Source organism: Nevskia ramosa DSM 11499 (assembly GCF_000420645.1).
Taxonomy (GTDB): Bacteria; Pseudomonadota; Gammaproteobacteria; order Nevskiales; family Nevskiaceae; genus Nevskia; species Nevskia ramosa.
Map to the genome: position 1 here is coordinate 213,793 of NZ_ATVI01000007.1, position 16,313 is coordinate 230,105.

Annotated in this window: 14 protein-coding genes; all 14 read right to left on the reverse strand. The window is 65.4% G+C overall.

The window, feature by feature from the left end:
* Positions 1–97: 97 nt before the first annotated feature.
* Entirely contained in the window at positions 98–1,219 is a 1,122-nt protein-coding gene (locus G513_RS0112330; protein WP_022977152.1) for a beta-ketoacyl-ACP synthase III, read from the reverse strand.
* An 82-nt stretch (positions 1,220–1,301) separates the two neighbouring features.
* On the reverse strand, positions 1,302–2,714 hold the full coding sequence (locus G513_RS0112335) for an alpha/beta hydrolase family protein (protein ID WP_022977153.1): 1,413 nt from the start codon (positions 2,712–2,714) through the stop codon (positions 1,302–1,304).
* Entirely contained in the window at positions 2,711–3,295 is a 585-nt protein-coding gene (locus G513_RS0112340) for an NADPH-dependent FMN reductase (RefSeq protein WP_022977154.1), read from the reverse strand. Before G513_RS0112340 ends, G513_RS0112335 begins: the two co-directional genes overlap by 4 nt.
* A 96-nt stretch (positions 3,296–3,391) precedes the next feature.
* The gene (locus G513_RS0112345) at positions 3,392–3,691 is read right to left on the reverse strand and encodes a hypothetical protein (protein ID WP_022977155.1); all 300 of its coding nucleotides are present in this window, start codon (positions 3,689–3,691) and stop codon (positions 3,392–3,394) included.
* 34 nt (positions 3,692–3,725) lie between these two features.
* On the reverse strand, positions 3,726–4,532 hold the full coding sequence (locus tag G513_RS0112350; protein ID WP_022977156.1) for an alpha/beta fold hydrolase: 807 nt from the start codon (positions 4,530–4,532) through the stop codon (positions 3,726–3,728).
* The gene (locus G513_RS0112355) at positions 4,529–5,398 is read right to left on the reverse strand and encodes a DUF2059 domain-containing protein (RefSeq protein WP_022977157.1); all 870 of its coding nucleotides are present in this window, start codon (positions 5,396–5,398) and stop codon (positions 4,529–4,531) included. Before G513_RS0112355 ends, G513_RS0112350 begins: the two co-directional genes overlap by 4 nt.
* A 40-nt stretch (positions 5,399–5,438) precedes the next feature.
* Complete coding sequence (locus G513_RS0112360) at positions 5,439–7,625, reverse strand: M3 family metallopeptidase (protein WP_022977158.1); 2,187 nt, start codon at positions 7,623–7,625, stop codon at positions 5,439–5,441.
* A 127-nt stretch (positions 7,626–7,752) separates the two neighbouring features.
* On the reverse strand, positions 7,753–8,841 hold the full coding sequence (gene dinB, locus G513_RS0112365) for a DNA polymerase IV (RefSeq protein ID WP_022977159.1): 1,089 nt from the start codon (positions 8,839–8,841) through the stop codon (positions 7,753–7,755).
* A 4-nt stretch (positions 8,842–8,845) separates the two neighbouring features.
* A complete protein-coding gene (locus tag G513_RS22805) occupies positions 8,846–9,841 on the reverse strand; it encodes an oxygenase MpaB family protein (RefSeq protein WP_022977160.1) in 996 nt (331 codons plus the stop codon).
* A gap of 22 nt (positions 9,842–9,863) precedes the next feature.
* A complete protein-coding gene (gene yjjJ / locus G513_RS0112375; RefSeq protein ID WP_022977161.1) occupies positions 9,864–11,165 on the reverse strand; it encodes a type II toxin-antitoxin system HipA family toxin YjjJ in 1,302 nt (433 codons plus the stop codon).
* Between the two features lie 121 nt (positions 11,166–11,286).
* Positions 11,287–13,281 (reverse strand): S9 family peptidase, encoded by a 1,995-nt coding sequence (locus G513_RS0112380; RefSeq protein ID WP_022977162.1) that lies wholly within the window; start codon positions 13,279–13,281, stop codon positions 11,287–11,289.
* A 36-nt stretch (positions 13,282–13,317) separates the two neighbouring features.
* The gene (gene serA / locus G513_RS0112385) at positions 13,318–14,553 is read right to left on the reverse strand and encodes a phosphoglycerate dehydrogenase (protein WP_022977163.1); all 1,236 of its coding nucleotides are present in this window, start codon (positions 14,551–14,553) and stop codon (positions 13,318–13,320) included.
* Between the two features lie 89 nt (positions 14,554–14,642).
* The gene (locus tag G513_RS0112390; RefSeq protein WP_022977164.1) at positions 14,643–15,431 is read right to left on the reverse strand and encodes an acyl-CoA thioesterase; all 789 of its coding nucleotides are present in this window, start codon (positions 15,429–15,431) and stop codon (positions 14,643–14,645) included.
* A 50-nt stretch (positions 15,432–15,481) separates the two neighbouring features.
* On the reverse strand, positions 15,482–16,297 hold the full coding sequence (locus G513_RS0112395; protein ID WP_022977165.1) for an SDR family NAD(P)-dependent oxidoreductase: 816 nt from the start codon (positions 16,295–16,297) through the stop codon (positions 15,482–15,484).
* Positions 16,298–16,313: the final 16 nt, after the last annotated feature.

Consider the following 16,313-nt stretch of genomic DNA (forward strand, 5'->3'; position numbering starts at 1 on the left):
AAACGTCACACAACATGCTGGAAGCAATATGTGACAGCCGTTTGACAGTCGAAGAAAAAGGCATCAGGAACCGTATTTTACGACTCGTGACGAGGTTTTACAGCTTGCGAACGACCACACTGCCCGCCGAATAGCCGGCGCCGAACGCGCAAAGCACGCCGACATCGCCCGGCTTCAAGTCCGCGTGATACTTGTGGAAGGCGATCACCGAGCCGGCCGAGGACGTATTCGCGTACTCGTCGAGAATGATCGGCGCTTCCTCGATGCTCGGCTCGCGGCCGAGCACCTTCTTGGCGATCAGCTGATTCATGCTCAGGTTGGCCTGATGCAGCCAGAAGCGCTTGACCGAGTTCGGCTCGATGCCGAGATCGGTCAGATGCGACACCAGCAGCTCGGCGACCATCGGCACCACTTCCTTGAACACCTTGCGGCCTTCCTGGTTGAACAGCACATCGTTCCAGGGCCGGGACGGCTCCTCGGAACGGTTCAGAAAGCCGAAGTTGTTGCGGATGTTGTTCGAGAACTGGGTCTGCAATCGGGTACCGAGCACTTCGAAGCGGTGTTCGCCGGTCGCGGTTTCCAGCGGTTCGACGACCAGCGCCGTGGCGGCGTCACCGAAGATGAAATGACAGTCACGATTGCGGAAATTCAGATGGCCCGTGCAGATTTCCGGGCTGACCACCAGCGCCGCGCGCGCCGAACCGCGGCTGACCGCGTCGACCGCCGTCTGCACGCCGAACGCTGCCGAGGCGCAGGCGACGTTCATGTCGTAACCGTAACCACCGGCGCCGAGGAAGTGCTGCAGTTCCACCGCCATCGCCGGATACGGGCGCTGCATGTTCGAGCAGGCAACCAGGATCGCGTCGATATCGGCCGCCGTCCGCCCGGCATTGGCCAGCGCCTGTTTCGCTGCTACCAGGCCCATCTCGACCATCAGCGAGGGCTCGTCGTTGCCACGCACGCGAATCTGCGGATGCATGATTTCAGGATCGATGACGCCGGCCTTGTCGACCGTGTAGCGCGCCTTGATGCCGGAAGCCTTGAAGATGAATTCGCTCGACGACGGTGCCAGCGCGGCAACCGTGCCGGCGGCAATCGCATCGGCGTGCTCGGCGTTGTAGCGGTCGACATAGGCATTGAACGCGATCACCAGCTCGTCGTTCGATACGGACTCGGCCGGGGTGAACAGGCCGCTGCCGCTGATGCAGACTTTCTTCATCGAATCGCTACCCCTCCAGGGGATTGCTCGGGTGTCGTCAGAACGGGCAGTTTAACGCTTGTTCGATTCTGGTCTGAAGACCTTAGCGTGGGCCTTTCCACCCAGCGCCGGTCATCGCGTCATCGATGCAGCGAACCACGGCGCGCTCACCGCGGAAGGTCAGATGCGCGCCGTGATACCAGTGCACTTCACGTTGCCAGTGCGCGGCCAGTTTCAGCGGCTGCCCCGGCGGCACGATGCGATCGGCACTGCCGGCGAACAGATGCAGGCGCTCGGCCGGCAGCTTCGGCGGCAAGGTCAGCGGCGACACCAGATGCAGCAGGCGCTGATAGCGTTCGCGGCTCAGGCCTTCGGCCTCGAAGTAGGTCCGCAGCTGAGGCGGTACGTGTTGCCAGAGCACCGAGGCGAAATCGGCGACCGGAATGCCGGCGACGACGAAATCCAGCCCCGGTTCATGCGTCGCCAGCAGTGCTGCGTTGTACCCACCGAGGCTGTAGCCGAGCACGCCGATCCGCGCATTCGGCTCCTGCGCACGAATCCAGGCGATGGTGCGACGCAAGTCCCAGAGCGCCTGGGTCTGCGCGAACAGCAGGTCGAGCGGATCGCCATCCAGGTAGTGATCGCCACTCTGCGCGCCGATGCGACGCGAGCCATGCAGCGGCAGAGTCGGCATCACCACGTTCAGTTTCAGACGCTGAAACAGGATGTGCGGCGCGAACAGGCGCAAGTCGAGAAAAGTGGTGCCCATCCGGTAACCGTGGATGCACAGCAGCCAGGGCCGCCCCGCTTCCGGCTGACGGAACAAGCTGGCGTGACAGGTCTGGTTCGGCAGATAGCTGTTCCACAACTCGGCGCCGGGGATTTCGGCGTGCGGACGGAACTCGCTGCTGAACTTGAGATGCTGGTAGCTGAACGCCTTGAAGCTGGCCGGTGACAGCTCGGCGTCGGTCGGCGCGCCTGGAATCTGGTGGTAGTACTCGGGATGATCGAGCCAGCCGCGCTGGCTCAGCACCGCTTCCATCAGCGCGGCATCGCGAACCAGTTCTTCGGCTTCGGTACCGGACGGAATCCTGGCGCAGATGACGAAGTAGCCGAGCAGCGCTTCATCGAGCGCCGCCTTGGCCCAGGTCTTCAGATCGGCCGGCGGCTCCGGCGCACCAGGCGCCCGCTCGGCCAGTCGCAAGGCAATGCGGCCGGCGTACAGAAACGCGGCGACCGACAAGGCGATCGCCACCAGCAAGGGCAGGAACGACAGCACGAACAGCCCCGGCACGCTCAGCAGCAGCGCGAGCACCGCGCCAAGCGCCGTGTAATGAGTGATGCGCGTATCGCCCGGCCACAGCAGCGCGGCGACACCGGTGGCGATCAGCAGCAGACCCTGCGGCCAGGCCAGCAACCAGGCGCCGAAGCCGTTGCCGATCGTCACCCAGGCAATACCTGCAGCGATCGGAATCAGGCTGCCCCAGTCGCGCGACTTCGGCAGCGCGATGCTCACGAAGTGGCGTCCGGCCAGCTGCGCAGCACGGTGGCGGCACGGGCACCGATCGATTCGGCAATCGCCTTGAGCTTCGGATCCCGCAGCTCGCCCTGTTCGTCGAACAGCTTGCCGGCTTCGCCGACCGGGTACTGCTCCGGCAGCACGAAGCTGCCGAGACGGCTCAGGATCGCGCGCAGATGAACCAGGCCGGTATGGCCGCCGAACACGCCCGGCGAGGTCGACAGCAGGCCGATCACCTTGTGCTTGAAACAGACCATCGGCGGATCGCCGGCGGCAGGGCGCGTGGCCCAGTCGATCGCATTCTTCAACAGCGGCGTCAGCGAACCGTTGTACTCGGGCGAAGCGATCAGGAAACCCTGATGTGCTTTCAGCAGCGCCTTGAAGCGCAGCACCGCGTCGGGCAGCCCTTCCGTGCGCTCAAGATCAGGGTCGTAGAGCGGCATCGCGTAATCGCGCCAATCGAGGAAGCTGATTTCAGCGCCCTCGCCGACTGCGCCATTGGCGGCGGCACGCACCAGCAGGGCATTGAACGAGGCAGCACGCTGACTGCCCGACAGGGCAAGAATCTTGATGGTCATGGAAAGGCGGGGGTCAAAGGGATTGCCGGCAGTTTATGCCGCACTGCGTCATTCTGGCTGATGGCGAGCGTCGTCACCGAACAGATCTCGGAAAACTCAGCCCTTCAGGGTCTTGAAGACGATCTGCCAGAGCACCGGCAGCGATACCGCGAGGACGATCTGCGCCACCCAGTGCGAGGGTTTCTTCGCTTTCAGCATCCAGCCGGCGGCACCCGCCACCAGCATCAGGGCGATGAAGCAGGCGGTCAACGTCAGGATGTTCGGCAAGCCGGCGGCGATCTTCGCCGAGGCGTTCTGATAAATGGTGAATACCAGGGCCACGAAGCCGATGGCGATGGTCAGTGCCGCACCGAATGCCGCGAGAGACAGGTCAACGATCAGCAGGTAACGCAGCATGGCTAGCTTCGATCCGGTTATGGCAAAAGGGAAACTACGAAAGAAAGAAACGGCTCACTTCATCAACGAACATCTGCGGCGCGCTGTCCATCGCGCCATGGGCCTGGCCCGGCAGTTCGACCAGGCTGCTCGCCGGAGCCGCACGATGCGCCGCACGCGCCGCCGCCTGCAGCCACGGCGGGCTGATCGAGCCAAGCAATATCCGCAGCGGCATCGTCAGTTCTGCAAGTTGCCGCGGCTGCCAGGCATTGGCGGCAGCACCTTCGCGGGCCAGCGTATGCACGGCATCGAGCCGCTGCTGCCAGATCGGCAGCGTCTTCATCATCGCCACCTGTTCGGCCGGCACGCCGATGACTCGGACGAAGAATTGCTCGAGTGCGGTATCGCGCTGCCCGGCCGCGATCAAGGCACTCAGCTCGGTCAGCGCCTCCGGACCGATGACGTCGAGACCCGGCGTCGCGAACGCGGGCTCGTAGACCATCAGCCTGGCAACGGCGTCATTGTCGCGCGCCGCATCGAGCACGCAAAGCCCGCCATAGGAATGGCCGAGCAGAAACACAGGCGCTGCCTGCGCTTCCGCTGCCGCCGCGACCACCGCCCGCACATCGTCCGCTTCGGCGGCGATGCGATATGGACCTGCGGCCTCCTCGCGACTCAGGCCACGCCCGCGACGATCGATCATCCGCAAGGTGAAGCGCGCCGCCAATTGCGTTTCGACGCCCGCCCAGCGTGTGTGGTCGGCGGTCGCGCCATGAACCAGGACCAGCATCGGTCCCTGCCCGCGCTGCACCCAGCCGACGCGCGTGCCATCGGCCGATACCACATGGGACGGATTGATCATGCCGGCGTCTGCGCCTTCTTTACCCGAACCGCCTCGCCGACCTGCTTGCCGGCCTCCTTGGTCGCCTTGACCATCGCGCGATCGATCGCCACCGCCATCGCCTTGTGGAAGGCCTGGCCGGACGGCGATTCGACGAACGCGATGTACTGATCAAGCTCGGTTTCGGGCAGAGACTGATAGGCACTGGCGAACAGCACGATGAACTGGATGCGCAGCGCTTCGGTCATCTCGGCGCGGTTGCGCGCGTATTCACCGCGAATCTCGTCGAAGTTCGGCGGGCTCGCGGCACCAGTCGTCGAGGCCACGCCGTAGGCGGTGCCAGCCGAGGTATTGATCAGCAACTGGGCGGACGATTCGGCCACGTCCGAAGCCTTGGCCAGCTTTTCGTAGCGCTCGGCCCGGCGCGGCGCCAGGCGCTGATACAACTCCTGCGCCTGCTCCATCGCCGTCGAATCCGATGCCGATTTCGATGCCGTGTCTTCGAGCGCGGTGATCTTGCGGCCGAGTTCGGACTGGAACCAGGTCAGGGCTTCCTGCGCGGCGGCGGGCTTCAGCTGGCCGGCGAGTTCCGTCGAGATATCGGCAGAAAGCCGCAGCGGCGCGTAAGCGTTCGCGAACGCCTTCAGCACGATCTGCAACTGGTCTTCGCTGAGATTGCTGGCGAAGCCCGGATTCAGGGTCAGGCCGGCGGCGACCGATGGTGCGATCGACGGCAGCTGATCGGCCAGCCCGGATTCCCTGACCAGCACTTCGGCGGCCTGCGGCGTCAGCTTGTCAGCCGCAGCAGCCGGAACGACCTGCACCGCGAACACCGACAACCCGAACACCAACAGCGGCAGCAGCCTGCGTGGCAAAAGCTTTCGCATGTCGTCTCCTCCAGCTTCTAGTTATAGGAATTCCGGCGAATCAAGGCGTGACTGCTGCAGCCGCTTTCGATTTGGTCTTGCCTGGCGGCACCAGGCCGCGACTTTCGAGCAGCGGAACAGGATCGGGTTCGGCGCCGTAGAACGCGCGGAACAAGCTCAGCACCTCGGTGCTGCGACCTCGGCTCAGGACCTTGGCGCGGAAGAAATCGCCGTTGGCGCGGTCCAGGCCGCCGTGCGCCTTCATCCAGCTTTCGCTGTCGCGGGCCAGCACATCGCTCCAGATGTAGGCGTAGTAGCCGGCCGCGTAACCGCCGCTGAAGACGTGTGCGAAGTACGGCGAGCGATAGCGCGGCGGCACCGGGCCAAGCGCCAGGCCGGCTTCCTTCAGCGCCGCCTGCTCGAAGGCGACAACACCGGCGGCATTCGGCGTGCTGCCGGCTGCGAGCTGGTGCCAGTGCTGATCGAGCACCGCCGACGCCAGGTATTCGGTCGTCTCATAACCCTGATTGAATCGGCCGGCTGCGAGCAGCTTGTCGACCAGCGCCGGGTCGAGCGGTGCGCCGGTCTGCCAGTGACGCGCGTAGTTGGCGAGCACGGCCGGATCGCTGGCCCACATCTCGTTGAACTGCGACGGGTACTCGACGAAATCGCGCGGCACCGACGTGCCGGACAGCGACGGGTACTGCGCGCTCGCGAACAGGCCATGCAGCGCGTGGCCGAACTCGTGGAACATGGTCGTCACTTCATCGAAACTCAGCAGGGTCGGCTGGCCTTCAGAGGGCTTCGGCACGTTCAGATGATTGCCGACCACCGGCTTCAATCCGAACAGCTGCGACTGGGTCACATAGCTGTTCATCCACGCCCCGCCCTGCTTCGAGTCGCGGGCGTAGTAATCGGCGATGAACAGGCCGAGCAGGCTGCCGTTGCGGTCGGTGACCTCGTAGACCTTGGTGTCCGGGTGATACAGCGGCAGATCGCTACGCGGCTTGAAATGCAGGCCGTAAAGCTTCTCGGCGGCGAAGAACACGCCTTTTTCGAGCACGTTGCCGATCTCGAAATACGGCCGCACCGCGTCATCGTCGAAGGCATAGCGCTGGGCACGGACCTGCTCGGCGTAATACGGCCAATCCCAGGCTTCGAGCTTGAAGGTCTTGCGGCCGGCTGCCTTCGCCCGAGCGTCGATCAGTGCCTGGATGTCAGCGGCTTCGCGCTTGGCATTGGCGACCGCCGGCGGCGTCAGCTCGGCCAGCATCTTGTTGACCGCCGCGGTGCTCCCCGCGGTCTCGTCTTCGAGCACCCAGGCGGCGTGGTTCGGATAGCCGAGCAACTGCGCCCGCTCGGCACGCAGCTTGACGATCTCGGCGACTACCGGGCGGTTGTCGGTGGCGCCGCTCACGGCGCGGCCGACTGAAGCGCGATAAAGCTTTTCCCGCAAATCACGATTCTTCAACTGCTGCAGGCCGGGCTGCAAGGTGGTGTTCTGCAGGGTGATCAGCCATTTGCCATCGAGCCCGCGTGCCTTTGCCGCTTCGGCGGCCGAAGTGATCTGCGAGGCCGAAAAGCCATCGAGCCGAGCCGCATCGTCGACGACGACTGCAGCATCCTTGGTCGCCTGCCGCAGGTTCTGCTGGAACTGCGTGGTCAAGGTCGACAGCTGTGTGTTCAGCTCGCGCAGCCGCGTCTTCTGCGCTTCGCCGAGCGCGGCGCCGGCGCGCCGGAACTGGGTCAGCGTGCGGTTCAGCAACTGGGCGGATTCCGGGTCCAGCGACTTCGCTTCATCGGTCGCCGCTGCGGCGAGCACGCGCTGGTAGAGCGCCGCGTTCAGAAAGATCGCATCGCGATGTGCCGCCAGCAGCGGCGCCACCGTCTGCTGGATCTTCTGCATCTCCGGGTTGGTGTTGGTCGCATTCAGGTTCGAGAACACGGTCAGCGCGCGGCCCAGCAACTGGCCGGATTTCTCCATGGCGACCACGGTGTTATCGAAGTTGGCCGCCTGCGGATTGGCGACGATCGCCGCAATCTCCGCCAGTTGCTCGCGCATGCCGGCTTCCAGCGCCGGCTGGAAATGCTCGTTGCGGATCTGGTCGAACGGCGGGTATTGCAGCGGCAGCGGACTGGCCTGCATCAGTGGATTGGCCGCGTCCACTGTCGCTTCCGCATGGGCCGGAGACGCGCAGGCAGACAGCATCAGACCAGTGACGACGGGCAGCAGATGGCGGGATTTCATGTCGGTTCGAAGATCGGTGAGCCGCGTTGCCCGGCAGGATGCGCCGGTGTCGCGAACAGGCTTGAGGCGAGTATGACCACAGCTTCCGGCTTTCTGCTGCACGCCATGCGCTGGCAAAGGCGCCCACTCAAACGCTGGCGAACAGGTCCGGCTGGCTGGTCGGGCGCGCGGCCTCCGGTTCGCCGAAGTTGCTCAGGCCGACGCCGACCAGGCGATAGCGCGCCTCGGCATCGGTCTCGACGCGGCCGCACAGCGCCAGCGCGATGTCGGTCAGTTCGGTGCAACTCGCCGGCGGCTGTGGCGGTGTCAGGCTGCGGGTGAGAATGCGGAACTCGCGCGTCTTCAGCTTCAGCACCACGGTGCGTGCGATGCGCGGCGTCTTCATCGCCGCCGCCCAGGTTTTCTCGGCCAGCCGACGGATCATCGGTTCGAGCGCGCTCAGCGGCACGTCCTCGGCGAAAGTGTCTTCGGCGGAGACCGACATCACCGGCCGATCGGCGATCACCGGATGCTCGTCGATCCCGCGCGCCAGCTCGTACAGACGCCGGCCGTAGCGGCCGAAGCGTGCTTCAAGCGCCGCCAGTTCCAGCCCGCGCAGATCGCCGACGGTGCTCACGCCCAGCGCTGCCAGCTTGCCGTTCATGACCTTGCCGACACCGGGAATCTTGGCCACCGGCAGCGGCGCCAGAAAGGCTTCGACCTCGCGCGGCCGGATCACGTACTGGCCATCCGGCTTGCGCCAGTCCGACGCGATCTTGGCCAGAAACTTGTTGGGCGCGATGCCGGCCGAGGCGGTCAGGTTCAGCTCGTCGCGGATCGCATCGCGGATTGCCTCCGCGACCGCCGTGGCGCTGCTCAGGCCGGACAGGTTCTCGGTGACATCGAGATAAGCCTCGTCGAGCGACAGTGGCTCGATCAGTGCGGTGTGGCGCGCGAAGATCTCCCGCGTCGCTCGCGATACCGCCCGATAGCGAACGAAATCCGGTGGCACGAACAGCGCCTGCGGGCACAGGCGCTCGGCGCGGATCGCCGGCATCGCCGAACGGATGCCGTAGGTGCGCGCCTCGTAGGACGCCGCGCAGACCACCGAACGCTGGCCTTTCCAGGCCACCACCACCGGCTTGCCGCGCAGGCTCGGATCGTCGCGCTGTTCGACCGACGCATAGAACGCGTCCATGTCGACATGAACGATCTTGCGCTGCGGCGCCGCGCTCATCGGTTCAGGCCTGCTTGCGCCGCGGTGTGCGGCGAGCCGGACTCGGGGGCAGCATCGCCGGGAAACTGCGCAGCGCGGCCAGATCAATGCCGACTCGCCGACAAGCCCGCTGCGCGATGCCATCGGTGAGCGCGGCACGGAACAGCGGGCCGAGCGCATTCAGGCTGCGCGCGCCGGCCTGGTCACGCAGGCGCTGGAACACCGAGCGCTCGATGCGCGCCGCCGCCCAATCCGGCAGCAGCGCCGCACCGGCGCCGAGAAACAGATGCTTGGAGACGCCGGCCATCGGAATCGGCAGCTTCATGTCGGCCAGCGCCGTAAGCACTTCGCGCGAGCGTTCGCTGAAGCGCAGATCCTTCTGCACGGACTCGAAGTAAGCCGCGACTTCGGCCACCGATGTCGGCACCTCGGCGGCGCCCAGCGCGATCGCCACCTGGGCGTTCTCGGCGTAATAGCGATCCTGCACGGCCAGCGGCAGCGTCGGATCGGCATAGAGCAGGTAACCGCGCAGGAAGCTCGACACTTCGGTGACGTGTACCCAGGTCAGCAGCGCCGGATCGTTCGCTTCGTAAGGCTGGCCGTCCTCGGTGACCCCGCGCACCCGGTCGTGGATGCCGCGCACGCGGGCGATCAGGCGCTGGGCTTCACTGGTCGGCGCATAGCTGGTGCCGGCGACAAACGCCGTGGTACGACGCAGGCGGCCAATCAGATCGTGTCGAAAGTTCGAGTGATCCCAGACGCCAGCGAGTGCCGCCGGGTGCAGGGTCTGCAACATCAGCGCGCCGATGCCGCCGGCCATCATTGCGGGGAAATCGCCGTGGATGCGCCAGGTCACCGAATCCGGCCCAAACAAGCCAGGATCACCCAGCGGCTGGTCGTACTCGATCGCCAGCTGAGCATTGCGCGGGAATACGCCGATCACCCAGTTGCGCAGCCGGGTTTTCACCGGGCCGCTGAGGGCCGGTAGCAGCGATTGCTTCAGGCGGTTCGGAGGATTCATGAGCGGCAGTCTACGGCTATGGTCAGCCGCGCAATGCTTCGACGGCCGAAGCACTGGCGGCCGCAATCGCCTGGAATGCCGGCGTGATTCGCGCCTCGTTCGCCAGCCGCTGCCAGTAGCGCACTGCCATTGCCTGCGCAGCCCGGCCTTGCTCCAGCGCCCGAGTCAGCGGCAAACGCGGCACGAACGGCGGATCGCGAACTTCACCGCGCTGCGGCGCATAGAGCATCGGCAGCATGTCGTAACTGGGTGCCAGACGCAGCGGCCAGCGGCCGTCGAAACGCAGGCTCAAGTTGCCGAAATGCATGTCGTTGTTGGCGATGAAGGCACCGAATGCCGACAACCAGGCGACCCGATCGGCGTCCTCGGCAGGCAGCAGCCGCTGCTCAACCAGTGCCAGCGCCGATGCCTGCCAGTTCTGCCGCCCGCCGACGAATTGATCGTCAACCGACGCCAGCGAAAACACGCCGCGTCGGCCGTGGCTGCCGACGCGATCGAAGCGCTCGACTTCCAGGAATATCCGTCCACCGCGCTCGAACGCTTCGCTGCGCGCAGCAGCAATGCCGGCCTCAGCGATGAAGGCGGCAGCGATGCTTTCAGCGATCAGCAGATCGCCCCAGCGACGGCCCGACGGCGTATCCAGCGGCTCGGAAAACTTCACCAGCACTGAACGCAGCGCGCCATCATCAGCGACGGCGAATGTTGTGAACTTCGGCTGCTCGCCGCCAGGCGACGAGCCGCCCATCTCGCCCGCCAGTGCGCGGTTTGCCAGCTCCGGATAGTGGTCGCGGGACAGCGCTTCGGGCGGCGGCAGCGCCTGATAGCGGCGCAGCGATTCGCTGCCGATGATCAGGTTGCCAACTGCGTCTTCGCCGCGCTGGGCCAGCCAGTACAGCGCCTGATCCGTGGACCAGTCCGACAGCCGCGCGGGCAAGCCCAGGTCCTGGGCATTGGTCGACAACCAGCGGCCGATGAAGCCCTGCGGCCGCATGTCGTCGAGAAACCACGGCAAGTCCGGATAGACCTCGGAAGTGCCGCCATCCAGCGATTGATACCAGCAACCTCCATGCAGGACCGCGAGCACGCCGATTTCGCTGGCCCGGCCTTCGGCGTCGATCCGATAGACCGGCTGATCGCCGTGCAGCGCCTGAATGGCTCGACGCCGCCCGTAGCGGGTACCGGGTCCGAGCCCGAGCCTCATGACTTGCGGTGCAAGCCTGGCCAGCCGGCGCGACACGGTCGGCTGGCTGACAGCAAGGCGCTCGACAAGCTCGGCCGCCGTCTTCGGCCCTGAGGTCAGAAACAGGAGCAGATCTTCTTCCATGCCCGGAAGCATAGAATATTGAATAGAAAATGAATAGATAAAATACTTTCAAGTATTTGATCAACATCATTTCATGGGATTCTTATCGTTCTTGGTGAATAGATTTCCAGACGCCGTTGGATCAATTCACCGGCAGATTCTCGATCGCTACCGCCTCCAGCGCATCCGCCGGCTTGAAGCCGAGCACCTGACCATAGAAGTACAGCTCCGCTTCCAGACTGCGCTTGATCGCCGCCGCCGCACGGAAGCCGTGGCCTTCGCCGGGGAATGGCAGGTAGGCGACCGGCAGGCCTTTGGCTTTCACCGCGTCGAACATCATCTGCGACTGATTCGGTGGGACGACCTTGTCGTCCAGGCCCTGGAACAGGATCAGGGCACTGGCGATCTTGTCGACGCTGTTGATCGGCGAGCGTGAGGCGTACAGCGCTTTTTCGGCCGGATACGGGCCGACCAGGCTGTCGAGGTAGCGCGATTCGAACTTGTGGGTGTCGCGGGCCAGCACTTCGAGATCGCCGACGCCGTAGTAGCTGGCGCCGGCCTTGAACACGCCGGGCCGGAACGCCAGTGCCCCGAGCGTGGTGTAGCCGCCGGCGCTGCCGCCGCGGATCGCCAGCCGGTCGCCGTCTGCCAGGCCCTGGGCAACCAGGTACTTGGCGGCGTTGACGCAGTCGTCGATGTCGACAATGCCCCAGTTGCCGTTGAGCCGGCGCCGGTAATCGCGGCCATAGCCGCTGGAGCCGCCGTAGTTGACGTCGACGACGCTGATGCCGCGCGAGGTCCAGAACTGGATCGCCGGGTTGAAGGTCGGCGTCGCCTGGCTGGTCGGGCCGCCGTGGCTGAGCACGATCAGCGGCGGGCGTTCGCCTTTCGGACCGACATAGGCCGGATTGGCCGCCGGGTAGTGGAACGCGTAGGCGATCTTGCCGCCGGTAGTCGGGAAGGCGATCGGCTGGGGTTTCGACAGATAGGCCGGTTCCACTTTCAGCGTGCTGCCGCGACGCAAAATCTCGAATCGGCCGGTTTTCAGGTCCAGCCGCACCAGCGAACGCGCTTCGCTGTCCGAGCCGCCGAGAAAGGCGACGAAGCCGTTGCCGACACGCAGCTCCTTGATCTCGCGAAACGGCGTCGGGATGTCCTTCAGCTTGCCGGTCTTGCTGTCGATGATCGCCAGTTTGGCGATGCCGTTGGCGAGGTAGCTGGCGACGATCTGGCCATCCGGCAGGAAGCCGTAGCGGCTCATGCCGAACTCCCATTGCGGCTCGCCGAACTCGGCCTGAGCTTCGTGGATCAGCCGGGTCTTGCTGCCGTTCCAGCCGTACAGGTTCCACCAGCCGCTGCGGTCCGATGCGAAAACCAGCTCGCCGCTCGGCGACCACTGCGGCTGGAAGACCGATTCGTCGGCAGCGCCAGCGACGGTGCGGATATCGACGATGAAGCCGTCGGCATCGAAGCGGCCGACCTGCAGAATCGTGCCGTCCCAAGGCATGTTCGGGTGTGACCAGCTCAGCCAGGCGAGCTGCTGGCCATCCGGGCTCAATGCGGGCGACGAATAGAAATCGGAACCGCGCACCAGGGTGCGGATGACGTGCTCGCCTTCGAGGCCGATCGACACCAAAGTGTTGGCCGCTTCGCTGCCGTCCGCGGGATGAGCTTCACGCACCGCGATCATCCGGCTGCGCGGTCCATCGATCAGGCCGTTTGCGAAGCGGGCGCCGGCCTCGCCGGCAAAATATTGCGGCGGACCATCCGGCGGCTGCAGATACAGCGCCTGATCGCTGAAATTCGCGAAGTAGGCGATGTGCCCAGCGACCGCGAAACTCCCGCCGCCGTACTCGTGGGCGCGGGTACGGACGTTGAACGCGGCCGGCGTCATCTCAGCGACGAGGCCATCCGGCCGCTGCAGCATCAGCACGTTGCGTCCGCCTTCCGCTGGCCGGCCTTCGACCCAGTAGATCGAATCGCCATCGAGCGCGACCTGGCCGAGCTTCAAGGCATCGGCGACGATCGCATCCGAGGTGATCGGCGAAGCCCAGGAGCCGTAGGGCGCTGCCTTCGGCGCTGCCGACGCGCTGCTCATCGCGAGCACTGACAGCAGCAGGAGCAATCCATTGCGCATACCGCTGTCTCCGCCCGAATCATCAGTCGCCGGCCCTCAGTAGAGCAGTCGCGTCCGCAGGGTGCCGGAGATCGCCGCCAGCTGATCCTTCAGCTTTTCGGCCTGCTCGTCGGCAGCGGCGATGTCGATGACCACGTAGCCGATGTTGCCGCTGGTCTGCAGGTACTGGCCTTCGATGTTGACGGCGCCGGCCGAGAACAGTTCGTTGATCCGCGACAGCATGCCCGGACGGTTCTCGTGGATGTGCAGCAGGCGATGGCTGTTCGGATGCTCGGGCAGCGACACTTCCGGGAAGTTGACCGCCGACAAGGTCGAGCCGTTGTCGCTGTAGCGGACCAGCTTGGCCGCCACTTCGATGCCGATGTTTTCCTGCGCTTCGAGCGTCGAGCCGCCGATGTGCGGCGTCAGAATGACGTTGTCCATGCCGATCAGCGGCGAGACGAACTTGTCGTCATTGCCCTTCGGCTCGACCGGGAAGACGTCGACTGCCGCGCCACCGACCTGGCCGCTGCGCAGTGCTTCAGCGAGCGCATCGATGTCGACGACGGTGCCGCGCGAAGCGTTGATCAGCAGCGCGCCGCGCTTCATCGCGGTGATTTCGGGCTGGCCGAACATCAGCTTGGTGGCCGGCGTTTCCGGCACGTGCAGCGAAACGATGTCCGAACGATGCAGCAGGTCGTTGAGGCTGGCCGCCGGCATCGCGTTGCCAAGCGCGAGCTTGGTTTCGATGTCGTGATAGATCACCCGCAGGCCCAGGCTTTCGGCCAGCACGCCGACCTGGGTGCCGATGTGGCCATAGCCGACCAGACCGAGCGTCTTGCCGCGCACTTCGAAGCTGCCGACGGCGGTCTTCGACCAGCCGCCGCGATGGCATTCGGCGTTCTTCTCGGGAATGCGCCGCATCATCATGATCGCCTCGGCGATCACCAGTTCGGCCACCGAGCGGGTGTTCGAATACGGTGCGTTGAACACCGGAATGCCGCGCGCCTGCGCTGCCGCCAGATCGACCTGATTGGTGCCGATGCAGAAGCAGCCGATCGCCGCCAGACGGCGCGCTTCGGCGATCACTTCGGCGGTCAGCTGCGTGCGCGAGCGGATGCCGACGAAATGAGCATCGGAAATCGCCTTGATCAGCGCCGCTTCAGGCAGTGATTTCTCGTGGAACTCGATGTTCGTGTAGCCCGCCGCGCGGAAATTCTCGACGGCAGTCTGTGCAACACCTTCGAGCAGCAGAACCTTGATGTCCTGCTTCGGGAATGAGGTCTTTTTCATGGATTCCAGCTTCGACCGCGGTTGTGCGGGGCGCAATGATGCCAGCAGACGCGGTTGGGGTCAGCCGCGCTGCGCGACTGACCGTCTGGTCAACCGAAGATCACCACGCTCTGCCGGCTCAGCGCCACGGCCACACCGCGCTCGTTGAACAAGGTCGCGGTCTGGCTGACGTAACCGTCCGCGGCCGAGCTGACCACGGCATCCATTAGCCACGGCGCGGCCGCTTGGTCCAGCGATGGCCCGAGGAATTCCAGCATCCAGCTCAGCGAACTGGCCGGCGTCGGCTTGCGGAACAGCGAAATGGCCGGCGACGGAATGGCATCGGCGATGGCGATCGCCGCCGATTCGTCGATCGTCGCGATATCGCGCAGTTCCACCCAGATCTGGGTGCGCGTTTCCTTGCCGCCACAGAACGGGAACACACCGCTCGCCCACTGCAGCTTCAGATGCTGCAGGAACGCCGGCGCGATGCCGGCAATGAACGGCATCAGTAGCGACTGCTCAGGCGGCTTGGCCATGACCGGCGGCGGCGCGATGGCGATCGTCGATTCCCGGCTGGCGCCGAGCACCGCGATCATCAGCGCCGCCAGCTGCTCGCCGTCATACAGCCGCGCCTCGACATGCATCGCCGACTTGCCCTGACGCAGCAGCCGCGCCTCGATGCGGACATTGGCCGCAGGCAACGGAGCGATGAAAGTGACCTGCAGAGTCCGCAGCGGCGGCGCTTCCGGCAGCAGTTCGCGGATCGCCCGCATCGCCAGCGCTGCCTGCAGACCTCCGAACAAGGTGCGGCCCTGTTCCCAGTCGGCGCCGATGTTGGCGGTCCAGACGCCGGGGCCGGCGGGTTTGAGGGCTTGCAGCGCTTCTTGAAAGGTCACCGGACAACTCGCAGACGGAAGAATGTCAGCGATTCTGCCCGATCGCCGAATCAGACCTGCGTCTGCATCTGCCGCGCGATGCGCAGCGCACGGCGCCGGAAATAGCCGGCGATCAGCCGCAGCGCCGGGCCGGGCGCCACAGCGGTGGCGATACCGAAACTGCGCGCCAGCCAAGTGGTGCGCCGTGCCCGGCGATGGATCACGGCGTCGACGATCCAGCCGGCGGCCTCGTCCGGCATCATCTGGTCGACATGCTGGTAGGCCACGGTCGGTGCGGTCATCGGCGTCTTGACCAGCGGGAAGTTGATCGTCGACACGGTGATGCCATCGGCTTCGTGCTCGATGCGCAGCACCCGCGCGAAAGCGTCGAGCGCCGCCTTGCTGGACAGGTAGGCGGCGAAGCGCGGCGAGCTCATCAGCGTGGCGACGCTCGACACGTTGACGATGTGCGCCCCGCCCTGTTCGAGCAGCCGCGGCAGCAGATTCATGGTCAGCCGCACGGCGGCGAAATAGTTGATCTGCATGGTCCGCTCGAAATCATGATGACGGCCGACCGACTCGCGCAGGCTGCGCCGGATCGAGCGTCCGGCGTTGTTGATCAGCACGTCGATGCGAGGATGATCGGCCAGCAGGCGGGTGCAGAGCGCGTCCACCGAAGCACCATCGGCAAGATCGGCGGCATGGATTTCGGCACGGCCGCCGGCTGCCTGGATGTCTGCCTGCACGCGGCGCAATTCGTCTTCGCGACGGGCAATCAGACAAAGCCTCGCGCCGCCCGCAGCCAGTTGCCGGGCGGCCGCTTCGCCGATGCCGCTCGATGCGCCGGTGATGACGATCACCTGATCCTGCAATTGCCGTCCGCTCATGCCGCCGTGTTCCCCG

What these genes read in the sequence shown, in the direction of transcription:
- G513_RS0112330 (WP_022977152.1), bottom strand. Translation starts at nt 1,219, where the DNA reads ATGAAGAAAGTCTGCATCAGCGGCAGCGGCCTGTTCACCCCGGCCGAG.
- G513_RS0112340 (WP_022977154.1), bottom strand. Translation starts at nt 3,295, where the DNA reads ATGACCATCAAGATTCTTGCCCTGTCGGGCAGTCAGCGTGCTGCCTCG.
- G513_RS0112345 (WP_022977155.1), bottom strand. Translation starts at nt 3,691, where the DNA reads ATGCTGCGTTACCTGCTGATCGTTGACCTGTCTCTCGCGGCATTCGGT.
- G513_RS0112350 (WP_022977156.1), bottom strand. Translation starts at nt 4,532, where the DNA reads ATGATCAATCCGTCCCATGTGGTATCGGCCGATGGCACGCGCGTCGGC.
- G513_RS0112355 (WP_022977157.1), bottom strand. Translation starts at nt 5,398, where the DNA reads ATGCGAAAGCTTTTGCCACGCAGGCTGCTGCCGCTGTTGGTGTTCGGG.
- G513_RS0112360 (WP_022977158.1), bottom strand. Translation starts at nt 7,625, where the DNA reads ATGAAATCCCGCCATCTGCTGCCCGTCGTCACTGGTCTGATGCTGTCT.
- dinB (WP_022977159.1), bottom strand. Translation starts at nt 8,841, where the DNA reads ATGAGCGCGGCGCCGCAGCGCAAGATCGTTCATGTCGACATGGACGCG.
- G513_RS22805 (WP_022977160.1), bottom strand. Translation starts at nt 9,841, where the DNA reads ATGAATCCTCCGAACCGCCTGAAGCAATCGCTGCTACCGGCCCTCAGC.
- yjjJ (WP_022977161.1), bottom strand. Translation starts at nt 11,165, where the DNA reads ATGGAAGAAGATCTGCTCCTGTTTCTGACCTCAGGGCCGAAGACGGCG.
- G513_RS0112380 (WP_022977162.1), bottom strand. Translation starts at nt 13,281, where the DNA reads ATGCGCAATGGATTGCTCCTGCTGCTGTCAGTGCTCGCGATGAGCAGC.
- serA (WP_022977163.1), bottom strand. Translation starts at nt 14,553, where the DNA reads ATGAAAAAGACCTCATTCCCGAAGCAGGACATCAAGGTTCTGCTGCTC.
- G513_RS0112395 (WP_022977165.1), bottom strand. Translation starts at nt 16,297, where the DNA reads ATGAGCGGACGGCAATTGCAGGATCAGGTGATCGTCATCACCGGCGCA.